Consider the following 16,275-nt stretch of genomic DNA (forward strand, 5'->3'; position numbering starts at 1 on the left):
TGCTCCTTCGGCCCGCTTCGGCGGGCTTTTTCTTTTGCTCTTATCGCGTCGATATTCCGTCAAGCATCACGACGCGGCCGGCCGCTCCGCAGAATTGCGCACGTAGCGATACCTGCTTTCCCTCGCGGATCATGCGGTGAAGGCCTTGCATCACCCATGCTTGCGTCACTCGGTTCGCCTGAGCGATTGCGTCGGTGTCTACATTGATCACTGTGCGATCGCCGTTCTTCTCCTCGACTGCGAAGTTCATCAAAACGACGCCGCTTGGATCGAACGTGCGAGCGACAACCTGCCCTCTCATTCTGCCGGGCTGACACATGCCTCCACTGGTCAAGCGCGAGAGAGCCACGACTTCGGTTTGCGACTTGTTGAGTTTGTACTGCGGATCGGCATGGGCGGGGGCGGTGGCGACGAAGATCACGACAAGCGCAGGCATACATATTCGGTACATCGTCAACTCCTCCGTTTGGGCGCAGAGGTTTTACACCGGCATTGAGCCGATTGGGAAATTTTCGATGGTTCCGAGTGAGTTTTACAGCGAGGTCGTTGGCGCTGCTGCTTTAACTCGAGCTTCCCAAGCTGAATACGAGGGTTCGATTCCCTTCACCCGCTCCAGCGACCTGTTTTGCAAGATCCACGATCGTCCAGTACGAAAAGAAAAGGCTTGGAAAATAAGCTCTTTCGCTTCGCGTGCGCACGAGGTCGTCCAACGGTATCCAGTGACAGCCAGCATTTTTCTCGGTACAATTTACGATACCGAGTAATGAGCAGGAAAGTCGATACTGTCCGTCGTCGAATGATCTGAGACTTTTTGGTCTTTGGAAGATGGGAGTTTGCGGCTCGGTTTGCGTGTTGATTTAAGCCGCTTTGGCCTTGTGGTCCTCATGAGGCCCCCGCAAAACAGGCAATGGCTGCGCTGGAACAGGAAGCAAGAATTCTTATCCAGGCAGGCCGCACTCGAACGGCGACGTCAGAAGAGTTGAGCCGGTTTCAAGCTGCTGTGCGGAGGCTCAGACAGGCCCTGCTGGAGCAAGACGCTAGAACGACATCTCTTGTCTAGGTGAATGGCACCCAACGCAGTCGCCATTCATCCTTGCCGCCTTCGTCGTGGATGTAAGTCCTCGATCCATCCAGGCCGATGATTGTTGGATTGGTAATGATCCAGTGCGGCGGCGTCTGTCCGGCCAAATTCATCTGTGAGATCAGAACTTCCAGATCATTCGTCGAGCCGATGCCTTTGACCGGTTGCTTGCCTTTGACAGTTAGCGTGTACGCGAAAACATGCATCGCAGTCCTCCATCATCTGCGCTTGAGGCAACGGAACCCTGATCGTCAATTAAAAATGACAGTTTAGATGGAAATAAACATCCCATAATCGGCCAAATTTGCGGTTCATTCTGCTTGTGATGACCGGCCAGTGGTGGGAAACTTATGCATCACCGGCACATCTCAAGGGCGCCGGTGGCCGGTGGTTACTATGTGCTCCCGCCCCAAGATATGGAGGGGCATATGACCGCCCCGTTTGATTCCCAACAAAAAGTGGCAAGTCTCGATGACCTGCGCGTCGTTTACGAGCAAGCTTGCTCGTCACGAGGAATTTTGCCGGCTTCGGAAGCCGGGAAATCTCTGGAATTCCTAATGCTGCAACTTCACTCCCAAGGTGTTCATGATAGAGGCCGCTTAGCAGAAGTCGCACGCCTTTTCCCGTGAACTTTGCGGCCTATCTTTTCCATCAAAGTTAGAGCCAATCGGACTTTCCTATGACCGACGCACTGATATCAAACTTGTTGGCACGGGATGCCATTTCTGCTGAGGAAGAGCAGATCACGCGGGCGTTGTTTAAGCAGGAAATCGTGTTTGCGGCAGGTGAAGACCTGGTGAGGCAAGGTTCCAGACCTAGCATAAGCACTTTGCTTCTCAGCGGCCTAGCCGCGAGATACAAGCTGCTGGAGGACGGCAAGAGGCAAATCACTGGCCTTCATATCGGCGGTGATTTTGTGGACTTGCATGCCTTCTTGCTGAAGCACATGGATCATGGTGTTCTGGCGCTGACCGACTGTGCGGTTATGGTTGCGCCGCATCGCAGCCTACAGACCGTCACTGAAAACCAACCCCACTTGACCAGGATGTTTTGGCTTCTGACCTTGATCGACGGATCGATCCACCGGGAATGGATTACCGCCATGGGCCGACGCGAAGTCAAGGCCCACTTTGCGCATCTGATCTGCGAAATGTTTTATCGCTATCGGGCGGTCGGATTGACGGAGGGCACAACGTTTCGCTTTCCAATAACGCAGGCGACTTTGGCTGATGTCCTTGGTGTTTCTACCGTGCATGTGAACAAAACTCTACAGGCTCTGCGGGGAGATAACCTGTTCAGCTGGAAGGACGGCTTAGTTCGGATCACGGATCTTGGAGAGTTGGAGCGCTTGGCCCAATTTGACCCCACTTACTTGCATTTCAATCGGGAGCCTCGCTGAACTCTGCGAGCGTTCCTACGACGTCGGCAGATTTTCGATCGCGAAATCCAGCATACCCTTCATACAGACGTTTCCGCTTTCGTCTCTCACGCGGACAACCACTCGTCCGTTTCGTTCTCGGACAACGGCTTCACGCACGACGTCGCCGAGTACCTTTGCAAGCTCATCTTCCGCCGCCGCCGCGGTTGGAAACTCCACACCGTCATCATCGGTTGAGTCCCCATCGCCGTTTGAAATATCGAAGAAAAACCTTCCCATGATAACATCCTTTTCTGCCGCCATTTAAGAACGACGCATTCGAAAAAATGTTCGTTCCAGCCAGCACACAAAAGTGAGATTGGAAGTGGGGAAGAACTTGGGAACTTTCCTGGTGATTTCACATTTGGCTTGCCCCGCGATCTGGTGACTCTATCTCAACTCCAGAGGAGGCCGCCAATGCCAGCACGTTTCAACAATGATACAGCCTTACCTACCCCCATTGGGCGGAAGCCCGCGAAAGTTGAACCGGGAGCTTTAGGCTTTGAATGAAAGTGACCTGCCACTGAATTTTCAACCGGCTGCGATTAGAGCCTCGGCAGTTTTTGATAAGCTAAATGGCGTGGTGTGAGCAACCGGGGGAAACGCGGAGCGTCTATATTGCGTAGCGTTGGAGCCGGTTGCGGCGATGATCCCGGCATAGTCCGCCGGGGTTTGGTATCCTAGCGATGAGTGCGGCCGGAAATTGTTGTAGTCGTCGACCCATTCTGCAATGGCGCTGCGGGCATGATCGAGTCCAAAGAATAGGTTCTCGTTGAGCAGTTCGTCGCGCATTCTGCCGTTGAAACTCTCGACATAGCCGTTTTGCATTGGCCTTCCCGGCGCGATGTAATGCCACTCAATCTTGTGATCCTTCGACCAGGCAAGGATGGCATTCGAGGTCAGTTCGGTCCCGTAGCACCTACGGAAGGAGTGAGTTTCGGCAACTGAGCCGTCGGTGCGCGCAGCTCTTCGCTGCAGGCGCGCACCGCTTGAGGCGGCCATGGCCAGTCAGAATTTCTCTAGAATGTGAATGCTCACAACCCATTCCGGAGAGACCGACCATGACCATGTCCAACACTATACCCACTGATGCCGTACTGGTAGCGATCGACATCGCCAAGGTGCGCAATGAAGTTCTCATCGAAGCACCTGGCGACAAGCGCCGTCGTCGGCTGCAAGTCCTTAACAAGCGCGCGGAACATGATCGGTTGATCGAGATTCTCCAATCGTATAGTCGGCCGGTGGTTTGCGGCTTCGAAGCAACGGGTAACTATCACCGCCCCATCGCGTGGCGCTTGGCTGAAGCGGGTTTCGGGGTGCGACTGGTGTCGTCATTAGCACTGGCTCGGACCAGAGAGGCTTTGCATAATAGCTGGGATAAAGCGGCCAGGCAGCGTCCGGCCTCATTCAAGTCGTCAGACGGCAGCCGGCGCCGTAATTCGCAATCACATGATCGACATCCTTGTCACCTCGTCCGGAAAGGTTGACCAGGATTCGCTTTGATGCCGGCTCGCTCGAGGCCAGGCGAATCCCATAGGCGAGAGCGTGCACGCTCTCGAGCGCGGGAATGATCCCCTCGGACCTCGTTACCTGGAAGAACACATCGATGACTTCTTCGTCGGGAATCGCACTGACTGACAGCCGTCCCGTATCGTGCAGCATCGCGATTTCGGGGCCGACACCTGGGTAGACCAACCCTGAAGCAACAGACGACACTTTGGCGGGCGCACCATCCTGCTGCAAAATGATGGAACGCGCACCATGCAGGACTCCTGGCCTGCCAAACGACAACGTCGCAGCGTGCTGCCCAGGTTCATCCGATTTCCCGAGTGGCTCGACAGCATGCAACGCGACGTCCGAGTCGTCCAGGAAGCCGGCATATATGCCCAACGCGTTCGATCCGCCGGCGACACAGGCGACAACGTGGTCAGGCAGGCATCCACCCGTGAGTGAAAGGAACTGGCCGCGCGCTTCTCGTCCGACCACCGACTGGAAATCGCGGACGATCATTGGAAAAGGATGTGGGCCGATGGCGGACCCGATCGCGTAAAGCGCATGATCTCGCTGCTCGACATACGCATTGAAGGCAGAGTCGCTTGCTTCCTTCAATGTCGACTGGCCAGCAGTCGCTGATACGACGTGCGCTCCGAGGAGCCGCATGCGTCCGACATTCGAGCTTTGTTTCTCGATGTCGATCGCCCCCATGTGGATTTCGCATTCGAGCCCGAAATAGGCCGCCGCCGCAGCCAGGGCAACGCCATGTTGCCCGGCGCCTGTCTCGGCGATCAGCTTGCGCTTGCCCATTTCTCTGGCCAGAAGTGCAAAGCCGACGCAATGATTGATCTTATGAGCGCCCGTGTGGTTGAGGTCTTCGCGTTTGACGTAAATCTGCGCACCGCCGATCCGGCGAGAGGTGTTTTCCAGGTAATGCACCGGAGTAGGCCTGCCCTGAAGCCCCTTGCGGACCGTATCGAGCGTACGCTGGAAATCCCGGGACTGTCGCACTGCCCGATATGTATTCGCCAATTCATCGAGCGCGGGCTTTACCTCTGGCGGATAGTGATTTCCGCCAAACTGACCAAAATAGCCTTGCGAATCGGGGAGGTTCGGGGAGTCACTGCTTACGGTTTCGATCATTGCAACCATCCATTATTGGGACAAGATGGTCTACGCTACCTGGCTCTATCATCATCGTATTGAACAGGATTTGCGCCTTGCAGATGGTCTCGTCCGGTTAGGTGCCAGGACGCCGCGCCTTCTGCCGGTACGCAATTGAAATATGGCGTGACAACGCGCCGGGGGGAACGCCGAATACCTTCTTGAACTCGCGTGTCAGATGGGCCTGGTCGCAGAAGCCGACAATTTGCGCAACGTCGCTCAAGTCCAGACCAGCGCATATCAGGTCGTGAGCCTTTGCGACGCGCACCTGCCGGATATAGAGTTGGGGGGCAATTCCCGTTGCGGCTTTGAAGGCGCGGATGAAGTGGCTTTTGTGCACGCCTATTTTGATTGCCAGCTCGTTTGTGCGCATGGAGAGCGAGTAGTTGTCTCTGATGAAACTACAGGCCCGGAAGGCCACCGACCTGAAGCTTGAAGCTCGACTCTCCGTCGAAAACACGCAAGTTCGCAGGAGGTTGCCAAGCGCTTCTTCGATTGCCCTGTTGTCAGTGAGCGGGGCGGACAGAGCTTCGGCCAATTCGCGGGTCTGACGGGTCGGGGATATCACGTCCGACTGAATATTTATGGTATCGCTGCCATTTCCTTCAGCGATGCATCCTGAAATGAATTCTTTCGAGGGATAAAGCGTCTCATACTCAACCGGTTCTTGGATGTCTTCTGCGGCATGGACTTCAAACGGATTGAAGAAAAAGACGTCTCCAGCACCAACGACCTTGGTCCATCGTGCCGATTGTATCCTTGCGGCTCCCGATTTGATGAGCACAATTGAGTGTGTGCTGTGCAGATGTGGGCTGAAATGGCGCGCTGTCGCTCGCGCACGCAGCAGGCCAGTGTGCTTAAGGTCGAATGTCAATGACTTGACCTGCGTCACGGGCTGTCTTTCTGCTTCATCGAGACCGGTCCTAATATTTCCGAGTTAACGGCTGGCATCCATGCATATATTTGATTCCATATGCCGTTCAAACCAAGCCAACCCGTTTCGGTCCCAATGCTGAAAACGTCATGTCTGCTTTGCGAAGCTGAGCCACAACTTGAACAGCGAACTTAGAGCATTTCCAGCCGAAGCGGAATCGCTTCGGCGTCGGACAATGCGGCAAAAACAAAAGGATAGAGCAAAGTGGTCACGCGTTGCCGCCTCGTGCGCCGATCCGGCTCCAACCGCTGCAGAGGCTGGCACCGTCATCATCACGTTTGGGGTAGCTTTTGTGGATCGGCGCAAATTTGCATTGGACGCCTGTTCTCCAAGCTGTCACAAGAGCATGAGGACGCGACCGCCGTTATCTATAGAACGGGGTCGGGCGACCGATTGACGTCACGTTGCTGCCGCGAGATCACGCTGGCCGTCCTTGTCGGCCCTATTCGCATGGGCCAATCGATGGGGCCGATCCGGATCTGAACGTACTTTCCCTGCTCCGCCGTTTCTTCAGGCCAGACTCATGGCTCAAATGGAGCGCGTGAAAACGCGGCATGGGTGCATTGAGCGCTATGCGTCTACTATCGTCGGCCCTTTGTCACTATATCGTGGTCATCAAAGACACCGGGCCGAATGAACGGAAACCGACGTCAATCGAACCCAGGAAAGGGGATCATCATGAATGTCGTCCGTGCCATCAACAGCTGGATCAACTATCATCGCACCCTCAACGAGCTCGGCCGTATGAACAACCGCGCCCTGCAGGACATCGGCGTCAGCCGGGATGCAATTCCCACCGTTGCCCGCGGCGTCTTCCGCTAAGCGAAGTTCCATCCGAATGCAAAAAGCCCGGTTGTCCGGGCTTTTTCATGACAATCGGGTGCCGGGCTTTGACCACTGGCAGCCGACGCCGGCGATAGGGGTGGCAAGGATCCGCTCCGGTGCGGACACCGGCCTGTTGTGCAGGCGGCGCGCTACAATCTGTGTTCCTCGCCCGCTTTTACGGCACGTCGTTGTAGATGAGCCCGTTGCTTGCGGCGAACTTCTTGGCGTTCTTCTTGACGCGGGCAATGTCGTCATTGTCCCAGACGGTCTTCTTGCCGAAGAAACTCTTCGATTTCGGATGGCTCACCGGGCCGGCGGCGCAATCCTGGCCGCTGATGTTCAGTTCGGCGACGTCGCGGCTGAACTGGATGTCGGCGTGCATCTGCGCCTCGATGTAGATCATGCCGCCGAGAAGATTGGTTTCGCTGCCCTTCTTGGCTTCTCGGGTCGCATAGGCATGCAGCTTCTTCAGCACTGCCGGATGGCAGAAAAGCACGATGAAGCCGAGCTGGAAAAAGCTGCAGGCGACGTCCTGGAGGTTGAGCTTGGTGCCAAAATATTCGTCCTTGCGCTCCATCAGATCCATGTCGACTTCGAAGGAATCGCAGTGGGTGAAGGTCGAGTTGTGCTTCATGTGGTCCTTCAGGACGAGGAAGCTCTTGCCGTATTTCGACAATCCGCCATTGATGCAATAGGCAAAATCCACCGCGGCATATCGCGGCCGCATGGCCGGCTCGAAGGTGGCGGAAGGCGAGGTGCCGAAGGTGAGCAGCCGGTTCTGGGCCGCCTTGACCTTCGGGTCGGCATCGGTGACGGGATTGCTGTAGCCGAACATCGAGTTTTCGGCGGCATCGCGTTTTTTCGCGTCGCTCGATGCGCCGCTGACGCCGCGCTCCCAGAAGTTGCCATAGGTCTTGGATGTGTTCTCGTGATAGAACCAGTTCGGCGCCTTGAGCGAAATCGTCAGGCGCGCATCTTCGAGAAGCTTGAGGATACCGCCATAGACAAGGTCGGCGGTTGCCGCGGTGCAAAGCTTTTGCGTGACCAGCCGTTTTACGGCCAGATCCTCGACGAAGTCATAGCTTTCAAGCTGTCTGCGATTTGTCAGGCCGACCGTTTCGTTTCGAGCCAGTCGTCCAAGGGCGGCATTTCTTTCGGCGGTCGTCGGAGTTGGGGGATTGGCCATCGTCGATCCTAAGAATGAGAAATATGGATGCAATATCGCGGTGAAGCGGTAATTTTCATATCTTTGGCAGGCGCGGGAGGAGGATAGCCTGTCCCCTGCCATTCTCAAGCGTCTTGCGTACCGGCGATCGAAATTTCTGCGACAGGATAAATTTTGCTTTTCCGGCGGCGCCGGTCATGGCGCTTCATAAGACACCTTGCGCCGGGCCGCTCGAACGAAAACGGGCGGTCTTTCGACCGCCCGTGGTTTGTCGTCGTGTCCGCAGGCGGACCTCAGAATTCCGTCCAGTCGGCCTCCTGTTTCGTTGCCGTGGAAGCGCCGCCGCCGAAAGCATTGGCGAGCGTCTGGCCAAGACGGCGCGCCGGCGAGGGAGCGGGTCGGGTCGTTTCCGTCGCGGCGCGAACCGGTGCGACGGCTGGGCGGGAAGCCGGCGCGCTCTGGCGGGAAGCAGGGCGGGCGACATGGCTGGAGGCGAGGCCGCCATGGGTGCCGGTCATCTTGAACTGCGACAGCAGTTCGGTCAGCGATGCTGCATCCGTTGCCAGCGTATGCGTTGCGGCCGTCGTTTCCTCGACCATGGCGGCGTTCTGCTGGGTGCCCTGGTCCATCGTGTTGACGGCGGTGTTGATCTCCTGCAGCCCGATGGACTGTTCACGCGCGGCCTCGGCGATGGCGTGGACGTGGCGGTTGATTTCCTGGACCTCGCTGACGATGGCATCGAGGGCCTTGCCGGTTTCTCCGACCAGGTTGACGCCGGTCGCCACATGGGTTCCCGAGGCGGTGATCAGCGATTTGATCTCCTTGGCGGCATTGGCGGAACGTTGTGCCAGTTCACGCACTTCCTGGGCGACGACGGCAAAACCCTTGCCGGCTTCGCCGGCGCGCGCGGCTTCGACGCCGGCGTTCAGCGCCAGAAGGTTCGTCTGAAAGGCAATGTCGTCGATGACGCCGATGATGTTGGAAATCTCGCTCGACGACTGTTCGATCTGCTGCATGGCACTGACCGCATCGCGAACGATCTTGCCGGATTTTTCAGCGCCGGTGCGGGTCTGGGCAACCAGATGGCTGGCTTCCTCGGCACGCCGCGCCGCGTCCTTGACGGTCGTGGTGATTTCTTCGAGCGCCGCGGCCGTTTCCTCCACCGAGGCAGCCTGCTGTTCGGTGCGCTTCGAAAGATTGTCGGCCGAGTTGCGGATTTCGTCAGCGCCGGCATTGATCGAGCGGGCGTTGCCGCCGACGGCGCTCAGGGCCTGGTTGAGCTTGCTCAGCGAATCGTTGAAGTCGAGGCGCAACTGGTCGAGATGCGCGACGAAAGGAGTGTCGATCTGGAAGGACAGGTCGCCGTCGGCAAGGCGGCGCAGTCCGCCGCCGAGCGCCGTGACGGCGCGCTGCAGGTCGGCGGCTTCTGCAGCCTTCTGTGTTTCGCGCTCGGCGCGTTCCGTCTCGCTCGACGCACGGTCCTTTTCGCCCTGGCGTTCGAGGCGAATGCGCTCGACGGCGCCGTCGCGGAAGATGGCGACGGCCTTCGCCATGTCGCCGATTTCGTCCTTGCGGTCGAGGCCTGCGACGTCTTCGGTGGTCTCGCCCTGGGCAAGCGCGGTCATGCGGCGTCGAAGCAGCGCCATCGGCGCGGTGATGCCGACCTCTGCCAGCACCATGCCGACGACGATCGACAGGATGATGCCGAGCGTCAGCATGATGAGGCTTACGGTAATGGTTCTGTTGATCTCGCTGGAAAGCTGCTGCGTGCCGATTTCGATCGACGTCGACATGGCGTTGTTGTTCGAAACGAAAAGCTTCACGAGTTCGTCGAGGAACGCGTCCGTCTCCGCCTGGCCCTTCTCCACGGCGGCGGCATCGCCGGCCTTGTGCGCAGCAAACACCTTGTGGCCGAGCGCGCTCAAGGCATCGAGGCGGCGGATAATCTCCTCATCGACGTCCTTGGTGGACGGAGCAAGCTGCATGACCTTGGTCATGCGGTCTTTCGCGGTGTTGATGAACTTGTCGTGCGTCTCGACGGCATCCTTGTATTGCGGCGAATCCGGAGCGAAGTCCTGCACGCGTGCGATCTGCAGCGCGGCGACCATGGTCCCGCCGCTGGCGCGCGAGGTTTCCATCGCGGCGGCGCTGTCGTTGGAGAGGAAGTTCGTATAGGCGCTGTCGGCCTGGCGGAATTCTTTGCTGAGATGCAGCAGGCCGATGACGGAAATCACGCCCAGCAACAGGATAACGGCAAGAATTTTGGTTTTTATCTTCGCGTTCTTCAACATAAGCTTGGATTCCGGTCCTTAATATTACGCATCGACCAGAAGAATCGGCGATCGGGATGACGCAGGTTCGTCTTGGCGATGGCAGATGTCGCATTCAGAAATAGTGGGAGCATGCCTTGATGAAAGGCGAAAACGACGGCCGTCATGATCGTCCGGCCTGAATGGTCGTCCGATGTCGCTAATTCAGATAAGCCTAATGGGTTTAATGGCGTGCTAACGGGGCACCCGCACATTTTGCGGGTGCGAATATGGCCGGGCACTCTTGGCGGGGCCGGCCTGCGCGTGCGGCTGGTGCTGTGTCTTGTGCCAGAAGAACGGCCGGGTCTTCAGTTCGACCACGGCGCGCCAGGCGGAGAAGGACACCAGCATCCAGTAGACGGGGATCAGCACCCAGCGCCAGCCGACGAGCTTCTTTTCATGATGGATCATCGCCGCGGCGCCAACGGCAAGAAACGCCGAATAGCTGCCGAAGATATTGACGATGTCGATGGTGAACAGGGTTTTCGCCAGTATGTGGATGTCGGTTGCCGGATTGTCTAGCATGGCGACCAGCGTGACGAAGAAGAACAGCAGGATGAAGGGGTGCGCAAGCGAAGAGACCAGCATGCCGCCGATCATCAGCTGGAAGACGATGAAGGCCTTCCATCCCATGTCGCGCACCAGTTGCCGCGGATCGCGCATCATCACCAGCCATGTCTGCAGCCAGCCCTTATACCAGCGCGTCCGCTGGCCGCACCAGCTCTTCAGGGTCGTCGGCGCATCTTCGAGCGTGTGCCGGACGTTGTCGGCGCGGTAGCCGAGGCGATAGAGCCGCATGCCGAGGTCGGCATCCTCCGTGACGTTGTAGGGGTCCCACCCGCCGGCTTTGCGCAGGACAGCGGTTCGAAAGTGGTTTGACGTGCCGCCGAGCGGCAGTGGCATGCCGGCGCGGGCGAGCATCGGCAGCAAGGCACGGAAGAGCGCGGAATATTCCAGCGAGAAAAGCGCGCTCAGCCACGAAGCCCGCGCGTTGGTGATGATCAGCGGTGCCTGGACGCAAGCCAGCGTTTGCGGCGCCTTGGCGAAACGCCCGTACGCCTCGAGCAGTTGATCGGGATGCGGCCGGTCCTCTGCGTCGTAGATGGCGAGGAATTCGCCGCGCGCTGCCGGCAGGGCATAGGAGAGTGCTTTCGGTTTCGTGCGCGGCTGCATCGGCGGCACCTTGACGATCTCGAATTGCGGACCCGGGCGCAATGCTTCGAGCGCCTCTATCGTCTCGCGGTCGTCTGCCTCGCACACCAGCTTGATGTCGAGCAGCGACGGCGGCCAGTTGAGCCGCCTCAGCGTCGCGACGAGCTGCGCCGCCACCGTCGCTTCCCGGTAGAGTGCCACCATCACCGTATAGACAGGCAGATCTTTCTTTTCCGGCAGCGGCAGGATCGGTTGTGACGGTTCCCGGCAATAGCGAATTGCAAAAAACTTCAGCCACAGCGAGATGAAATAGAGGCTGGACATCAAGACATGCAACGTCAGAAGCGCCAGGCTGGGAGCAATCAGTGTGCCGAGCGCTGCGGTCGTCACGCCGACGCCGGTATAAAAACCCTGCCGTCCCCAAAGGACGATGCGTGCGCTGTATTTCGGATTGTTCTCGAAAAGATTGCCGATCGTCTGCTGCAAGCGTCGTGGCGCGCCTGCTTTCCAGACGGCCTGTCGGACGGTGCTGCCTGCCGCGACGGCGAGCGAATGCCGCAGGTCCGGCAGGCGGTTCAGCATGCCGAGGATCATCGGAACGCGGCGTGCTTCCGGGACGATGACGGTGACGGGTGCTTGCCGGGCATGCTGCAGGCGGATGGTTGCCGGCTGAACGAGCTGCGAATCCAGATGGCTGACGTCTGTGACGCCTTCGGCGTTCACCTGGCTCAGATAGGGCAGGCGCAGCATGCGCGCAAGGGCCGCATAATAGGCGTCTGGATCGATCCAGCCATCCCCGAGCAATTCCTGCTCGATCGTCGTGCCGTAGCGGGCTGCGCGCTCCGCCATCGCCGCCACCAGAGGTTTTCCGAAACCCAGTTGCAGCAGGATCTGCGCTTCGGACGTGTCGAGCGGGTCGGGGGAAAGCGGTGTGTCCACAGCAGCATGTGGCCACCCGGCGCGGTCTCTGTCGCCATCGTCCGTCCTTTGCGCTGGTCGTTCCGGATATTCCCCAATACGCATGACTTTGATACACCATTGACACGCTACGACGCTCATGCCCCGACAGTCTGGATCATAATGAGACGCCCTATTCTTTCATCCCTAGAAAATTGGGGGAAATACACGTTAAACGCGCTCTTTTCGCTGCTGGTTCTGGCGCAGGCCGTGACCGCGGAGGCGGCGGACAACAGGCTGCCGGTGCTGTTCGATTCGCGGGAGCGCCTGGCCAAGCCTGACCTGTCCGAAATCGGCCGTGTCCGCTTCGTCACCACCGTGGATTTCGCGCCGTTCAACTTCATCGACCAGACCGGCCGTCTCGCCGGCTTCCAAGTGGATCTGGCGCGGGAAATCTGCGACGAGCTGAAGATCGCCGAAAAATGCCAGATCCAGGCGCTGCCGTTTGCCGAAATCGAAGCGGCGGTGGAAGGCGGGCAGGCCGAGGCGGCGATTGCCGGCGTTGCGGTCACGCCGCAACTGCGCCGGCGGTTTTCTTTTTCGCGCCCGTTCATGGAGCTGCCGGCCCGCTTCGTGCGCAACCGCAAGGTCAGCCTGCCGGACGAAAAGGCCGCAAGCCTCGCAGGTCATCCGGTCGGGGTCGTGACCGGCACACGTCACGCGGCCATGCTGCAGGCATTTTTCCCCGGGCTCAAGGCCGTGGGATTCGCGGATCGCAACGCGATGATGGAGGCGCTGAAGACGGGTGCGGTCGATGCCGTCTTCTCCGATGGATTGCAACTTTCCTTCTGGACGTCAGGCCCGGCTTCCGCCAATTGCTGCACTTTTCTCGACGGTCCGTATTTTTCCGAGTTCTTCCTCAGCGAAGGGATGACGGTGATGTTGCGGAAGGACGACACGGTGCTGACGGCGGCCATCGACCATGCGCTGCTGACGCTGTCGCGCAACGGTCGCCTGCAGGAAATCTACCTGCGTTATTTTCCTTACGGGCTCTATTGAACCGGATGTCAGGCTCGGCGATACCGCGCGATGGCGCTGCGTTCGATGGCGGCGCAGGTGAGCTTGTCCAACGAGAGGCGGTCGCGCAGCAGTTGCAGAAGGCGGATTTCTTCCGGCAGCACGGCTTCGTCGACGGCCATAACCTCGACGGCCAGCGCATAAGCCATGTCGTAGAGCCGTGGCGACAGGGTGTCGCGAATGGTCTCCAGGGCGATATCGAGGCCTTCGGGGCCGGAAACCAGGTCGGCGCAGGCCTGCGAAACATCGATCAGCCGGTTCTCGTCGAAACTGTCGAACACCGGCAGTGCTTTCACAAGCTGCCCGATCCTCGACAGTTCACTGTCGCTCATCGAACTGTCGACGGCTGACGCCATTACCATCACGTAGATCAAGGCGTCATGTGTGCCCAGTTTGCCGGCCATTCGAATACCCCTTCCGTTTTGTCCGGGGACATAGGCGCAGGCGGCGTGGATTGCAAGAGCGGGTTTACGGCTCGATGGTATCGGTTGCGTCAGGCGTTGCCGTCCGGCGCGGGTCGTCGCCGTAGAGCCCGCGGCGGGCGGTCCTCGCCTCTTCACCCAGCGTTTCGAAGACGGAGCCCTTTTCCGCCTCGGCCCAGCCGTTTTCCACCAGCCATGCGCCGATATCGCGCTCGCCCAGCCGGCAGGTCGTGGCGATCTCGCCAGTCTCGTCATCTCCCGGCAGGTCGCAATTGACGGAGCGGTTGCGCAGGAACAGGCGCAGCGAGGTGCGGGCGACCACGCCGCAGGGCCATTGCTTGCCCGAGACATCGGGGCATAACCGCTCGATATCGGTCGGCACGAGGCCGCTCAGGATCAGCGTTCGTTCACCCGCAGTCAGCGTGCCGGCGTTGACAGCGTTGGGACGCGGGATCAGCACCGGCTTTTCCTTCTTGACCGGTTTAACGACCTTGTCCGCCGGACCTTCCACCCGTTCAAGCGAGGTGGCGCCATCGGTGAGCGGCGAGGCGAAGATTTCCGGCTCGACGGGCCTGATGGCGCCCGGTTCGGCCAGCGGTTCCGCCGTCACCGACGTGTCTTTGGCCGTGTTTTCGGTCGTGCCATCCGGAGAAGCCACGCTTGTACCCTCGGGCACCGGGAGCCGTTCCTCCGGGGCTTCGGCCGGTTCCACGGACGGATCGGTCGTTTCGCCTCCCAGTTGCTGCAATTCCTCGACAGACAGGGTGTCGGTGGAGATGTCCGCCTGAATGTCTGGGCTGGTGCCGATGCGCTGCGCGCCGTTTACCAGCAGGAAACCCCAGATCAGAATGCCGGCAAACCCCGTCAACGTGGTCGTCAGAAAAGCTTTCACGGAAAATAATCCTACTGGCTGGCCCAGATGATCCGCGCGATCCACTCGACGTCAATCAGGTCGAAACTGCGGTTGGCATGGTCGGGATTGAGCGACACGAGGTCGATCGACCGCGCCGTCTGGCGCATCAGCACCTTGGCCATCACTTCGCCTTCGCGCGTCTTGACCACCACACGGTCGCCGCGTCGCACCTGCGCGCCGGGCTCGACGATCAGCACGTCGCCGTCCCGGTAGAGCGGCAGCATGCTGTCGCCCTGGACTTCGAGCGCATAGACGCCGGGGCGGCGGTCGGGGGAGGCGGGAAATTCGACGACATCCCAGCCCTGGCCGGCGGGAAAGCCGCCGTCGTCGAAAAAGCCGCCGGTGCCGGCCTGGGCGAAGCCGAGCAGCGGTATGGTGCCGCTCTGCGGCGGAAAGGCGCCTTCCGGCAGGGAACCGCCGGCCTGCATCGGCTGCATGTAGCTCATGAACTGGTCGATCGTCGCCCCCGTCGCCTCCAGGACCTTGGCGATCGATTCCGTCGACGGCCAGCGCAGCCGGCCGTCGGCGCTCAGCCGCTTCGACTTGTTGAAGGAGGTCGGATCGAGCCCGGCACGGCGGGCCAACCCCGAAGGGGTCAACTGATGCCGTTCGGCGAGCCGGTCGATGGCGCTCCAAATGGTGTCATGTGAAAACATGGTCGGGTTCCCAGGCGGACAAAGGCCGCCGGCGCTGTCCGTTATCAGACTTTAACCAAGCCCGGGCCGGGAGTAAAGAGAAAGAGGAATAAAATCCTGTTTTCCGACTTGTCACGTCAGGCGACCATCGCCACGTTGATCTTGCCGAGCTGGATCACCGCCTGGGTACGGCTGTCGACATTGAGCTTGAGCAGGATGGCCGAGACATGCGCCTTGATCGTCGCTTCGGAAACGCCGAGCTCGTAGGCGATCTGCTTGTTGAGCAGCCCTTCCGCCAGCATGCCCAGCACGCGGCTCTGCTGCGGCGTCAGCGTTCTCAGGCGGTTGATGAGGTCGGCGACATCAGGGTCGTGTTCCTGTCCGCCCTGGTAGAAGCTCGGCGTCGAGATATCGCCGCGCAGCACCACCTGGATGGCGTCGCGGATCTCCTCGATGCCGGAGGATTTCGAGATGAAGCCGGAAGCGCCGAGTTCCAGGGCCCGGCGGATGGTCACCGCATCGTCGGTGGCCGAAATGATGACGATCGGCAGGTGGGCGAACTCGGCCCGCAGCGCCATCAGCCCGGAAAAGCCGCTGACGCCGGGCATGGCGAGGTCGAGCAGCATCAGGTCGGCATCCGCATGGCTTTCGGCGGCCCGGTGGGCCGCGTCGAAATCGCCGGCCTCGACGATCTTCTGCTCGCCGTCGATGCTGGCCACCGCCTGGCGAAGCGCGCCGCGAAACAGCGGATGGTCGTCCGCGATGATGATCGTCAGGGATTGCATGTCGG

15 protein-coding genes and 2 pseudogenes are annotated in these 16,275 nt (G+C 59.5%); 4 read left to right on the forward strand and 13 right to left on the reverse strand.

What is annotated here, in order from left to right; all coding sequences use genetic code 11:
* Positions 1-40: 40 nt before the first annotated feature.
* Complete coding sequence (locus DEM27_RS00250; RefSeq protein WP_109456196.1) at positions 41-451, reverse strand: hypothetical protein; 411 nt, start codon at positions 449-451, stop codon at positions 41-43.
* Positions 452-1,056: 605 nt separating this feature from the next.
* Positions 1,057-1,287 carry a hypothetical protein gene (locus tag DEM27_RS00255; RefSeq protein WP_109456197.1) on the reverse strand — a complete coding sequence of 77 codons (231 nt, stop codon included), beginning with the start codon at positions 1,285-1,287 and terminating at the stop codon, positions 1,057-1,059.
* A 473-nt stretch (positions 1,288-1,760) separates the two neighbouring features.
* Here DEM27_RS00255 and DEM27_RS00260 point away from each other — a divergent pair, with 473 nt between their 5' ends.
* A complete protein-coding gene (locus tag DEM27_RS00260; protein WP_109456198.1) occupies positions 1,761-2,480 on the forward strand; it encodes a Crp/Fnr family transcriptional regulator in 720 nt (239 codons plus the stop codon).
* A gap of 15 nt (positions 2,481-2,495) precedes the next feature.
* Here the strand turns inward: DEM27_RS00260 and DEM27_RS00265 are convergent, their stop codons facing one another.
* A complete protein-coding gene (locus DEM27_RS00265) occupies positions 2,496-2,738 on the reverse strand; it encodes a DUF6894 family protein (protein WP_128755408.1) in 243 nt (80 codons plus the stop codon).
* A gap of 291 nt (positions 2,739-3,029) precedes the next feature.
* Positions 3,030-3,410: pseudogene (locus DEM27_RS00270) on the reverse strand (integrase core domain-containing protein); the annotation flags it as partial.
* Positions 3,411-3,559: 149 nt separating this feature from the next.
* Here DEM27_RS00270 and DEM27_RS00275 point away from each other — a divergent pair.
* Positions 3,560-3,880 (forward strand): annotated as a pseudogene (locus DEM27_RS00275) (IS110 family transposase); the annotation flags it as partial.
* A 25-nt stretch (positions 3,881-3,905) separates the two neighbouring features.
* Here the strand turns inward: DEM27_RS00275 and trpB are convergent.
* Both trpB and DEM27_RS00285 read right to left on the reverse strand, forming a co-directional pair.
* On the reverse strand, positions 3,906-5,135 hold the full coding sequence (gene trpB, locus DEM27_RS00280; protein ID WP_109456200.1) for a tryptophan synthase subunit beta: 1,230 nt from the start codon (positions 5,133-5,135) through the stop codon (positions 3,906-3,908).
* A 97-nt stretch (positions 5,136-5,232) separates the two neighbouring features.
* On the reverse strand, positions 5,233-6,048 hold the full coding sequence (locus tag DEM27_RS00285; RefSeq protein WP_109456201.1) for an AraC family transcriptional regulator: 816 nt from the start codon (positions 6,046-6,048) through the stop codon (positions 5,233-5,235).
* Positions 6,049-6,768: 720 nt separating this feature from the next.
* Between DEM27_RS00285 and DEM27_RS00290 the strand changes: the two genes are divergently transcribed.
* A complete protein-coding gene (locus DEM27_RS00290) occupies positions 6,769-6,912 on the forward strand; it encodes a YjiS-like domain-containing protein (protein WP_109456202.1) in 144 nt (47 codons plus the stop codon).
* 178 nt (positions 6,913-7,090) lie between these two features.
* Here DEM27_RS00290 and DEM27_RS00295 read toward each other — a convergent pair whose 3' ends face one another.
* The 3 genes from DEM27_RS00295 to DEM27_RS00305 form a co-directional block, all read right to left on the reverse strand.
* Positions 7,091-8,101 (reverse strand): DUF3626 domain-containing protein, encoded by a 1,011-nt coding sequence (locus DEM27_RS00295; RefSeq protein WP_165823311.1) that lies wholly within the window; start codon positions 8,099-8,101, stop codon positions 7,091-7,093.
* A gap of 272 nt (positions 8,102-8,373) precedes the next feature.
* Entirely contained in the window at positions 8,374-10,371 is a 1,998-nt protein-coding gene (locus DEM27_RS00300; protein ID WP_109456204.1) for a methyl-accepting chemotaxis protein, read from the reverse strand.
* A gap of 213 nt (positions 10,372-10,584) precedes the next feature.
* The gene (locus DEM27_RS00305; protein WP_245445592.1) at positions 10,585-12,480 is read right to left on the reverse strand and encodes a glycosyltransferase family 2 protein; all 1,896 of its coding nucleotides are present in this window, start codon (positions 12,478-12,480) and stop codon (positions 10,585-10,587) included.
* A 141-nt stretch (positions 12,481-12,621) separates the two neighbouring features.
* On the opposite strand from DEM27_RS00305, the gene DEM27_RS00310 reads away from it, so the two are divergent.
* A complete protein-coding gene (locus tag DEM27_RS00310; RefSeq protein ID WP_109456206.1) occupies positions 12,622-13,497 on the forward strand; it encodes a transporter substrate-binding domain-containing protein in 876 nt (291 codons plus the stop codon).
* A gap of 8 nt (positions 13,498-13,505) precedes the next feature.
* On the opposite strand, the gene DEM27_RS00315 is transcribed toward DEM27_RS00310, so the two are convergent.
* The 4 genes from DEM27_RS00315 to DEM27_RS00330 form a co-directional block, all read right to left on the reverse strand.
* Positions 13,506-13,919 (reverse strand): tellurite resistance TerB family protein, encoded by a 414-nt coding sequence (locus DEM27_RS00315; protein ID WP_109456207.1) that lies wholly within the window; start codon positions 13,917-13,919, stop codon positions 13,506-13,508.
* A gap of 64 nt (positions 13,920-13,983) precedes the next feature.
* On the reverse strand, positions 13,984-14,829 hold the full coding sequence (locus tag DEM27_RS00320) for a thermonuclease family protein (protein WP_128755409.1): 846 nt from the start codon (positions 14,827-14,829) through the stop codon (positions 13,984-13,986).
* A gap of 11 nt (positions 14,830-14,840) precedes the next feature.
* A complete protein-coding gene (locus tag DEM27_RS00325; RefSeq protein ID WP_109456209.1) occupies positions 14,841-15,506 on the reverse strand; it encodes a S24 family peptidase in 666 nt (221 codons plus the stop codon).
* A 116-nt stretch (positions 15,507-15,622) separates the two neighbouring features.
* The gene (locus DEM27_RS00330; RefSeq protein WP_109456210.1) at positions 15,623-16,270 is read right to left on the reverse strand and encodes a response regulator transcription factor; all 648 of its coding nucleotides are present in this window, start codon (positions 16,268-16,270) and stop codon (positions 15,623-15,625) included.
* Positions 16,271-16,275 lie beyond the last annotated feature (5 nt).

This window comes from Rhizobium album (genome assembly GCF_003122325.1).
Classification (GTDB): domain Bacteria; phylum Pseudomonadota; class Alphaproteobacteria; order Rhizobiales; family Rhizobiaceae; genus Metarhizobium; species Metarhizobium album.

Coding starts and splice junctions, on each gene's coding strand:
- DEM27_RS00250 (WP_109456196.1), bottom strand. CDS start 451: ATGTACCGAATATGTATGCCTGCGCTTGTCGTGATCTTCGTCGCCACC.
- DEM27_RS00255 (WP_109456197.1), bottom strand. CDS start 1,287: ATGCATGTTTTCGCGTACACGCTAACTGTCAAAGGCAAGCAACCGGTC.
- DEM27_RS00260 (WP_109456198.1), top strand. CDS start 1,761: ATGACCGACGCACTGATATCAAACTTGTTGGCACGGGATGCCATTTCT.
- DEM27_RS00265 (WP_128755408.1), bottom strand. CDS start 2,738: ATGGGAAGGTTTTTCTTCGATATTTCAAACGGCGATGGGGACTCAACC.
- trpB (WP_109456200.1), bottom strand. CDS start 5,135: ATGATCGAAACCGTAAGCAGTGACTCCCCGAACCTCCCCGATTCGCAA.
- DEM27_RS00290 (WP_109456202.1), top strand. CDS start 6,769: ATGAATGTCGTCCGTGCCATCAACAGCTGGATCAACTATCATCGCACC.
- DEM27_RS00295 (WP_165823311.1), bottom strand. CDS start 8,101: ATGGCCAATCCCCCAACTCCGACGACCGCCGAAAGAAATGCCGCCCTT.
- DEM27_RS00300 (WP_109456204.1), bottom strand. CDS start 10,371: ATGTTGAAGAACGCGAAGATAAAAACCAAAATTCTTGCCGTTATCCTG.
- DEM27_RS00310 (WP_109456206.1), top strand. CDS start 12,622: ATGAGACGCCCTATTCTTTCATCCCTAGAAAATTGGGGGAAATACACG.
- DEM27_RS00315 (WP_109456207.1), bottom strand. CDS start 13,919: ATGGCCGGCAAACTGGGCACACATGACGCCTTGATCTACGTGATGGTA.
- DEM27_RS00325 (WP_109456209.1), bottom strand. CDS start 15,506: ATGTTTTCACATGACACCATTTGGAGCGCCATCGACCGGCTCGCCGAA.
- DEM27_RS00330 (WP_109456210.1), bottom strand. CDS start 16,270: ATGCAATCCCTGACGATCATCATCGCGGACGACCATCCGCTGTTTCGC.